The organism is Nocardia sp. NPDC004582, from assembly GCF_053602115.1.
The window spans coordinates 1-9,372 of the sequence record NZ_JBSGCY010000197.1 but is presented as its reverse complement, the minus strand read 5'-3'; the positions used below and the strand labels follow the sequence as shown (position 1 = coordinate 9,372).

The window sequence follows — 9,372 nt, the reverse complement described above, 5'->3', positions numbered from 1 at the left end:
TCGGATCCGGTGGCGGTGGGCGTGGGGCTCGGGCCGCCGCGGCCTCGGCCGCCCGGACCGCGTCGGCGGACGGGTGTGCGTACGCCACCTCGGCGGTGTGCCCCGCCCGCGCGGCATCGGTGCCCGGCCCCGTTGGGGACGCGCCAGGCCCGGACAGCTCGACGAGGCGGTGGTGCCAGCGCGCGGTGAAGTCATTGCGCAGCACTCTCGCCGGAAACCGTTGCGGCCAGGGCAGATCCATGCCGACGTCGAACACCCGCGTGAGGATGGTGTCGGTCCCCCGCGCCGCGAGCAGGGCTCGGCGGCCGTTCGACGGCAGCAGCGATTCCTCGGCGGCCGCCAGGGCGGTGCCCAACCAGACCCCCGCGGCCCCCGCTGCCAGCATCGCGGCGACCCCGCGCGCGGAGCCGATGCCGCCGGCGGCCAGCACCGGACCGGGCACGGCGTCGAGCACCGCTTCCAGCAATGGCAGCGTGGCGAGCTCGGGCGCGCCGTGCCCGCCGCCCTCGAGGCCGCGCGCGACCAGTACGTCGATCCCGGCGTCGCGGGCGCGTTTCGCCTCCTCCACGGTGTAAACCTGTGTCGCGGTCCGGATTCCGGCGGCTCGGGCGCGCTCCGCCCAGGACAGGTCGGTGCCGAAGCTCACCGACAGCAGGGCGGGTTGCGCGGCGAGGGCGAGGTCGAGCAGTCCCGGCCGGGCGGCCGCCACCCAGTCGACCAGACCGATGCCGATCGGGCCGGGTGCGGGGGCCGCGGCGTTCTCCAGCAGCTCCCGTTCGAGGGCGGGTAGTTCGCGTTCGAGGGCGGCCGCGGCGAGCTCACGTTCGAGCGCCTCGACCGATCCGGCGCTGCCCATGCCGATCATGCCCAGTCCCCCGGCGGCCGCGACCGCGACGGCCAGCCTGCCTCCGGCGACGCCGCCCATGGGCGCGTTCACGATGGGCAGGCGCAACCCCATCGAGTCCGACCAGTTGGTCCGCAGTACATCCACCGTCATCCGACTATGAAAGCGCGCCGCTACCGGCGCAGTCCGCTCACCCCTCCCCTCGCACCGGCTCTCGTCCGCCGCGAGGGCCATCGGCCACACCGAGCACCTACCGCCCACTCGGCGCGCCTCTCCCGCCGCCCGGCGCACGGAACTCGCCCCGCAACGCAACGCGGCACCCGTCCGAGGACGGGTGCCGCGTTGGATGTTCCGGCTGTCAGGCGACTAGTGCGACGCCTTCTCCAGCTCGTGCACATTGTGGGACTTGGAGCCCCAGCCCACGTGGGCTTCGGCGCGCATGCGCTCGACCATGTGCGGGTAGTGCAGCTCGAACGCGGGACGCTCGGAGCGGATGCGCGGCAGCTCGTAGAAGTTGTGCCGCGGCGGCGGGCAGGAGGTCGCCCACTCCAGCGAGTTGCCGTAGCCCCACGGGTCGTCCACGGTCACGACCTCGCCGTAGCGGTAGGACTTGAAGACGTTCCAGATGAACGGCAGCATCGACGAACCCAGGATGAAGGCACCGATCGTGGAGATGGTGTTCAGGGTGGTGAAGCCGTCGCTCGGCAGGTAGTCGGCGTACCGACGCGGCATACCCATATTGCCCAGCCAGTGCTGCACCAGGAACGTGGTGTGGAAGCCGACGAAGGTGGCCCAGAAGTGCCACTTGCCCAGACGCTCGTCCATCATGCGGCCGGTCATCTTCGGGAACCAGAAGTAGATGCCCGCGAAGGTGGCGAACACGATGGTGCCGAAGAGCACGTAGTGGAAGTGCGCCACCACGAAGTAGGTGTCCGACACGTGGAAGTCCAGCGGCGGCGAGGCCAGGATGACGCCCGACAGACCACCGAAGAGGAAGGTCACCAGGAAGCCGACCGACCAGAGCATCGGGGTCTCGAAGGTGAGCTGGCCGCGCCACATGGTGCCGATCCAGTTGAAGAACTTCACACCGGTCGGAACCGCGATGAGGAAGGTCATGAACGAGAAGTACGGCAGCAGCACCGCGCCGGTGGCGTACATGTGGTGCGCCCACACCGCGATCGACAGGGCCGCGATACCCAGGGTCGCGTAGACCAGGGTGGTGTAACCGAAGATCGGCTTGCGCGAGAAGACCGGGTAGATCTCCGAGACGATGCCGAAGAACGGCAGCGCGATGATGTACACCTCGGGGTGGCCGAAGTACCAGAACAGGTGCTGGTAGAGCAGCACGCCGCCATTGGCCGGGTCGTAGATGTGGCCGCCCAGGTGGCGGTCGTAGGCCAGGCCGAACAGGGCCGCGGTGAGCAGCGGGAAGGCCAGCAGCACCAGCACCGAGGTGACGGCGATGTTCCAGGTGAAGATCGGCATCCGGAACATGGTCATACCCGGGCAGCGCAGGCAGACCACGGTGGTGAGCATGTTGACGCCACCGAGGATGGTGCCCAGACCGGAGACGGCCAGACCCAGGATCCACAGGTCGGCGCCGACGCCGGGCGAGTGGACGATGTCCGACAGCGGGGTGTACGCGGTCCAGCCGAAGTCGGCCGCGCCGCCGGGGGTGATGAAGCCCGCGGTCGCCATGGTGCCGCCGAACAGGTACAGCCAGTAGCTGAACGCGTTCAGACGCGGGAAGGCGACGTCAGGGGCGCCGATCTGCAGCGGCAGGATGATGTTGGCGAAGCCGAACACGATCGCGGTCGCGTAGAAGAGCAGCATGATCGTGCCGTGCATGGTGAACAGCTGGTTGAACTGCTCCGGCGACAGGAACTGCATGCCCGGACGGGCGAGCTCGGCGCGCATGAGCAGCGCCATGATGCCGCCGACCATGAAGAAGGAGATGGCCGTCACCAGGTACATGACGCCGAGAACCTTCGGGTCCGTCGTGGTGACCATCTTGAAGATGAACGATCCCTTCGGACCCGTCCTTTGAGGATAGGGCCGCTCCGCCTCCACAAGGCTGGCCGGCCGCGGTTCTACGGCAGTCACGAAACCTCCACAGGTATGCCATCGTTCGTACGCTGCTTCCGGCGTCCGGTTCGGCAACATGACGAACGACGGTGGCTTGCGCTGTGACAGATCGTAAACCGTGTTCCAGCGGCGCTCCGTCCGGGTCCTACTCTGTGTCGTAATTGGGAGTCCGGGGGCGCGGCTGTAGGCTGCCCGGCATGCCGGTGCGCGAGTCTGCTTCCACCCGAAACACGTTCGCTCCCACCTCCTCCCCTATGCGGCATTTGCGCAGTGTGGGATGGGTCTCGGCGGCGGCCCTGCTGACGGTGGGCCTGGCCGCGGGCTGCGCGAAGACCGATGACAACTCCGCCTCGATCGTGCGCACCACCACAAATATCGCCGGTGCCGGCGTGGTCGGGATCGAGCGTGACACCACCAAGGCGTGCGCGCTGCCGACCGCCCCGGACTCGGCCGCGGGCACCCGATCGGTGGCGCACGCCGCGGGCTCCGCGGAGGTCCCCGCCGACGCCAAGCGCATCGTGGTGCTGTCCACCCCCGCCCTGGACGCCGCCTGCGCGCTGGGCCTGTGGGAGCGGGTGGTCGGCGCGGCCACGGTCGCCGGGCCGGCGCCGCAGCCGTCGTATCTGGGCAGCGGGATCGCCGCGATCCCGGCGGTGGGCACGGTCGACAGCCCGGATCCGGCGCGGATCGCGGAGCTGAAGCCGGATCTGATCATCGGCCCCGCCGCCGACCTCGCCCGCTACGACGCCCTGAAGGCGATCGCCCCGACCGTCCTGGTCGGCGACGATCACGGCTGGCAGGCCACCTTCACCGGTTTCGCGGAGGCGCTCAACCGCAAGACCGCGGGCGCCAAGGCCCTCGACGACTACCGCACCGCCGCCCGGGACACCGGCGTCGCCGCCAACTCCGCGCTCACCCAGGCGTCGGTGATCCGCTTCGAGCCCAAGACGATTCAGGTGCAGGGCGGCAACAGCTTCGCCGCCCAGGTCCTCGGCGACGCGGGCGTGCAGCGCCCCCAGGCGCAGCGCGGCGACTCCTTCGACGTCTCCAGCCTGGGCACCGAGGCCGACCGCGAGAAGCTCGAGGGCGACCTGATCTTCCTCATGTTCGACGGCGCGGACGGCCTCGACTACGGCAAGTCGATCATGAAGGGCGACAACTGGAAACAACTCGGCGCGGTCAGCGATCGCCGGGAGTTCGCCGTCGACGACACCATCTGGCACGGCAGCGGCATCACCGCCGCCCGCGCCCTGCTCGAGGATGTCCGCAACAACCTCAACGGTTACGTCACCGACTGATACCCGGACACCCTGATACCCGGCCACCGCACAGGCTGATCGGTCCCGGCGCCCGGCCCGATGACGTGGGGAAGTCGCCACCCGGCCGAGCACCGACCGCGAAGTTCACCAACCCGACCGTGAACATTTCGTGATGACCGGTATTCCCCACGGACACACCCGACAAACGCGGTCATTTCGAGCGGTCGCGCACCCGGCCCGCGACGGCGAACGGCCCCGAGCGGATTCGCTCGGGGCCATTGGACTTTCAGGCGGGTGAGCTCAGAACTCCCAGTCCTCGTCCTCGGTGTTGACGGCCTTGCCGATGACGTAGCTGGAGCCCGAGCCGGAGAAGAAGTCGTGGTTCTCGTCGGCGTTCGGGGACAGGGCCGAGAGGATGGCGGGGTTGACCTCGCACTCGTCCTTGGGGAACAGGCCCTCGTAGCCGAGGTTCATCAGCGCCTTGTTGGCGTTGTAGCGCAGGAACTTCTTGACGTCCTCGGTGAGGCCGACCTCGTCGTAGAGGTCCTGGGTGTACTCGACCTCGTTCTCGTAGAGCTCGAAGAGCAGCTCGAAGGTGTAGGCCTTGAGTTCCTCGCGCTCGGCCTCGGAGACCAGCTCCAGGCCCTTCTGGTACTTGTAGCCGATGTAGTAGCCGTGCACGGCCTCGTCGCGGATGATCAGGCGGATCATGTCGGCGGTGTTGGTCAGCTTGGCCCGCGAGGACCAGTGCATGGGCAGGTAGAAGCCGGAGTAGAACAGGAACGACTCCAGCAGGGTGGAGGCCACCTTGCGCTTGAGCGGGTCCTCGCCGTTGTAGTACTCCAGCACGATCTCGGCCTTGCGCTGCAGGTTCCGGTTCTCCTCGGACCAGCGGAAGGCCTCGTCGATCTCACGGGTGGAGCACAGCGTGGAGAAGATCGAGCTGTAGCTCTTGGCGTGCACCGACTCCATGAACGCGATGTTGGTGAGCACCGCCTCCTCGTGCGGGGTGATGGCGTCGGGGATGAGACTGACCGCGCCGACCGTGCCCTGAATGGTGTCGAGCAGGGTCAGACCGGTGAACACCCGCATGGTGAGTTGCTTCTCATTGGCGGTCAGCGTGTTCCACGACGGGATGTCGTTGGACACCGGGACCTTCTCCGGCAACCAGAAGTTGCCGGTGAGCCGGTCCCAGACCTCCGAGTCCTTCTCGTCCTGCACGCGGTTCCAGTTGATCGCACTCACTCGATCGATGAGCTTCACGCCCCGCTCACACACCCTTCTCAGCTTCCGGACCCTGCGAATTCCCTTGCCATGAACACTACTACTGGTGGGTGACATCCCCGCGCAGCACAATAGGTTGTGTCTTCATGTGTCACTGCGCTGTCCTGCGAGAATGCGAAACGGGGATGGGCAAGCATGTCACCGACTGGAGCAAATTACAGCGGTGCAATCCGTCACAGCTACCCGGGGTAGGCGTGTCGCCACCCGCCCCGGGTTTGCCGATCAGATGCCGAGCACCACCTTCGCGGTGGTGAAGTAGATGACCAGACCGGTGGCGTCGACCAGCGTGGTCACCATGGGCGCGGAGATGACGGCCGGGTCGATACGCAGTTTCTTGGCCAGCAGCGGCATGGTGCCGCCGATGGTGGCGGCCCACCCGCAGATGATCACCAGCGCGATGCCGACCACCACCGCGATCTTCAAGCCCACGAACAGCGTGCCGATCACCATGCCGATGGCGGCCAGCATGCAGCCCAGCAGCAGCCCGACCCGGCATTCGCGCCAGATCACCGCGAGCAGATCCGAGACCCGCACCTCACCGACCGCGAGCGCGCGCACGCAGGTGGTCGCGGCCTGCGCGCCCGCGTTGCCGCCCGAGCCGATCAGCAGCGGGATGAACAGCGCCAGGTGCGCGGCCTGTTCGAGGGTGGGCTCGAAGAAGTTGGTGACGGTGACGGTGAGGGTCGCCGCGACCAGCAGCAGCATCAGCCACAGCGCGCGGTAGCGGGCCAACTGGAACACGCCCGCGGCCATGTAGTGCCCCGACCACGGGGAGGTGCCGGCCTGCCGGGCCATGTCCTCGGAGTCGGCGGCCTCGATGACCTCGACGGCGTCGTCGATGGTGAGCAGCCCGACCAGCCGGTCCTCACTGTCCACCACCGGCAGGTTGATCAGGTTGGCGCCCTGCATGAGCCGGGCCGCCTTCTCCGCCGACCCGGTGGCCCGCGCCGAGACCGGTTCGGCGGCAATGAGTTCGGCGATCATGGTGTCGGGCGAGCCGAGCACCAGGTCGCGCAGTTCGACCACGCCGATCAGCCGGCGACCCGAATCCACCACGGGCAGTGTGTACACCGTCTCGGCGGTCGCCCCCTTGGCGCGCACCATGTGCAGCGCCTCGCCGACGGGCAGATTCCGCGGCAGCGCAACGACTTCCGGGGTCATGTAGAACCCGACCGAGCCCTCCGGGTAGCCGAGCAGCCCGGCGGTCATGCGCCGTTCGTGCGGGCTGAGCCCGGCCAGCACCCGTTTGGCCACCTTGGCGGGGACCTCGCGCAGCATGCGGGCGCGGTCGTCGGGATCCATGCCCTCGACCAGGTCGCGGAAGCTCTGATCGCGCAGCCCGGCCAGGATCCGCTGCTGGTCCACGGGTTCGAGCTCCTCGAACACGGCCAGCGCGCGGTCCTTGTCGAGCAGCCGGAAGGACATGACCGCGGTGACGGCGTCCATGCGGGCCAGCTCGTCGGCGATGACGTGCGGCGGATGGTTGTCGAGCCATTCCACGGCGGGGGTCAGGTGGTGGCAGTCGACGATGTCGCGCAGCGAATCCCGTTCGGGGACAGGGATATCGGCGGCGACCGTGGGGACGGCAGGGGGCAGTTCGGTCTGCGTCATGGCGAAACCTCGGCCGGGTGGCGGTAGAGGGTGGTCGGGGATACCGGATCACACCGCGGGCACCGCGCCCACCCGCCACCAGAAAGCTGCCCTATCGGCCAGAAAGCTGTTCTATCGACGGAATCCGAGAGCGATGCCACGCGGCCTTCGACTGGGAGGTTCACCGCGCACGGACCTCACCCCCTTCGCGAACGCCGACAGAGAACAGAAACAACCATGTACAGGATACAGAGGGTTGCCTAACGCGGCCCACCATGTCCGGTATCTCCGCTCCGGGGCCCGCGGACCGACGCCGAATTGTTTTTCGATCATTTTCCGTCGATCCGACTGTCCGGACCGTTGGGGCGCTGGTCCGGAATGCCCTAATCTCTGCCCCTGTGCGAGTTTTGGTGCTGGAGGACGATCATCAGCTGTGTCGTGAGGTGACCGATGGGTTGCGGACGGCCGGGTTCGCGGTGGACCTCGCGCGGAGCCTCGCCGACGCGGACTTCAAGATCGCCGTCAATCGCTACGACTGCCTGGTGGTGGACCGCGGCCTGCCCGACGGCGACGGTCTGGACCTGGTCGCGGGGGCGCGCACCGCCGGGCACACGGTGCCCGCGCTCATGCTCACCGGCCGGGACGGCCTCGACGACCGGCTGGCCGGATTCGAGCACGGGGCCGACGACTACCTGACCAAGCCGTTCGCGCTGCCGGAACTGGTGATGCGGGTGCGCGCGCTGTGCCGCCGCCGCGACCAGCCCACCGCCGCGCGAATCACGGTGGCGGACATCGACATCGACCTGATGCGGCGCCGGGTGACCCGCGGCGGCGTCCTGCTCATGCTCAGCCCGAAGGAGTTCGCGGTCCTCGAGCTCGTGGCGACCCGCCGCGGCAGCGTGGTGACCCGCACCGACCTCATCGAATGCTGCTGGGACGAGATGGCCGAGCCCGCCTCCAACGTGGTGGACGCGGTGGTCGCCAAGTTGCGCCGCAAACTCGGGGAGCCGAGCGTGATCGAGACCGTGCGCGGCGCCGGCTTCCTGATCGCCGGTGGAGCGGCGTGAGCGCACACCGCTCCCCCGCCGTGGCCCGGCTCCAGCGCGCCCGGTGGTTCATGACCGCCTTGGCCGCGGTGATCACCGCGGCGGCGGTCCTGGTCTTCGGGTTCGTGGCCGCCACGATCGACGCGCACGCGCGCGAGACCCGCGCCGACGATCAGGTCGAGCGGGTGGCGGGCGGGCTGGCGCGCGCCATCCAGCAGGACGACAAGTCGGCCCTGGACCTGTCGACGGTCATGGACGACGAACTGGCCACGGGATCCACCGCGGTCGCCGTGCTGGTGCGCAAACCGGGTGAGCCGTGGAAGCAGGCGCACACCTACCAACGCTCGCTGCTGCCCGACGACTCCGAGATCGCCACGCTCGCGACGCAGGTCGAGGATCACTCCGGGACCGTCATCTATGCCGGAAAACGGTTCACCGCCACCGATATCACCGGCCGCGCGGTGACCGTGGCGGGCAGTCCGGTGTTCTGGGACGGCTGGGACGCCACCGTGGTCATCCTGGCCGGGGCCGAGACCATGGCCGATGCCGGGAAACATCGAACCCTGGTGTGGGAGTTGGCGATCAGCGGCGCCCTGCTGGTCCTGCTGTCGGCCGCCGTCACGTATCTGCTGGCGGGTCGCAGCCAGGCTCAGGCGCTGCGCCTGCTGGGCGAGCACGAGCAGTTCCTCAGTGACGCCGCGCACGAATTGCGTACGCCGCTCACCACCTTGAAGCTGCTGACCGGGTCGCGGCCGGCGCCCGAGGAGGTGCCCCAGACCCTCGCCGAGGCGCAGCGGTTGGCGGACCGGATGGCGCGGCTGGTGACCGGGCTGCTGGCCCGCGCCCGCATGCAGGCGGGCATCGCCGAACCCGAGCGCACACCGCTGCGGCTGGATCAGCTGGCCGAGATGGTGGCCGAGGAGGCCGGTGACGAGCGCATCGCGGTGACCGCGCATCCGACCGTGGTGCTGGGTGATCCGCAGCTGCTGGGCCTGGCCATCCGGAACATGCTGGAGAACGGGCTCACGCACGGCGCGGTGAACCGGTCCGCGCCGGTCGAGGTGCACGTGGCCGAGGGACGGGTCAGCGTGCGCGATCACGGTCCCGGTGTCGATCCGGTCATGTCGGCCAGTCCCTTCGATCGCGGCGCGGCTGGGCGCACCGGGCGCAACGGCATCGGGCTGGCGCTGGTGGCGTGGGTGGCGCAGACGCACGGCGGCAACGCCTCCATCGAGCCCGCGGCCGGCGGCGGGGCGATCGCGAC

Annotated in this window: 7 protein-coding genes; 3 read left to right on the top strand and 4 right to left on the bottom strand. The window is 68.9% G+C overall.

Annotated features, from left to right (window positions below; genetic code table 11):
* Together ACWELJ_RS31625 and ctaD are read right to left on the bottom strand one after the other, a co-directional pair.
* On the bottom strand, positions 1-997 hold a 997-nt coding region (locus tag ACWELJ_RS31625), incomplete at its 3' end, for an NAD(P)H-dependent flavin oxidoreductase (RefSeq protein ID WP_452369749.1).
* 213 nt (positions 998-1,210) lie between these two features.
* Positions 1,211-2,947: an aa3-type cytochrome oxidase subunit I gene (gene ctaD, locus ACWELJ_RS31620; RefSeq protein WP_452369748.1), complete on the bottom strand. Its 1,737-nt coding sequence runs from the start codon at positions 2,945-2,947 to the stop codon at positions 1,211-1,213.
* Between the two features lie 236 nt (positions 2,948-3,183).
* On the opposite strand from ctaD, the gene ACWELJ_RS31615 reads away from it, so the two are divergent.
* Complete coding sequence (locus ACWELJ_RS31615; RefSeq protein WP_452369747.1) at positions 3,184-4,227, top strand: ABC transporter substrate-binding protein; 1,044 nt, start codon at positions 3,184-3,186, stop codon at positions 4,225-4,227.
* Between the two features lie 261 nt (positions 4,228-4,488).
* On the opposite strand, the gene nrdF is transcribed toward ACWELJ_RS31615, so the two are convergent.
* Positions 4,489-5,451: a class 1b ribonucleoside-diphosphate reductase subunit beta gene (gene nrdF, locus ACWELJ_RS31610; protein WP_452369746.1), complete on the bottom strand. Its 963-nt coding sequence runs from the start codon at positions 5,449-5,451 to the stop codon at positions 4,489-4,491.
* Positions 5,452-5,694: 243 nt separating this feature from the next.
* Entirely contained in the window at positions 5,695-7,083 is a 1,389-nt protein-coding gene (mgtE, locus tag ACWELJ_RS31605) for a magnesium transporter (protein WP_452369745.1), read from the bottom strand.
* A 377-nt stretch (positions 7,084-7,460) separates the two neighbouring features.
* Here mgtE and ACWELJ_RS31600 point away from each other — a divergent pair, with 377 nt between their 5' ends.
* Together ACWELJ_RS31600 and ACWELJ_RS31595 are read left to right on the top strand one after the other, a co-directional pair.
* Positions 7,461-8,129 (top strand): response regulator transcription factor, encoded by a 669-nt coding sequence (locus ACWELJ_RS31600; protein WP_452369744.1) that lies wholly within the window; start codon positions 7,461-7,463, stop codon positions 8,127-8,129.
* On the top strand, positions 8,126-9,372 hold a 1,247-nt coding region (locus ACWELJ_RS31595; RefSeq protein WP_452369743.1), incomplete at its 3' end, for a sensor histidine kinase. The genes ACWELJ_RS31600 and ACWELJ_RS31595, both read left to right, overlap by 4 nt.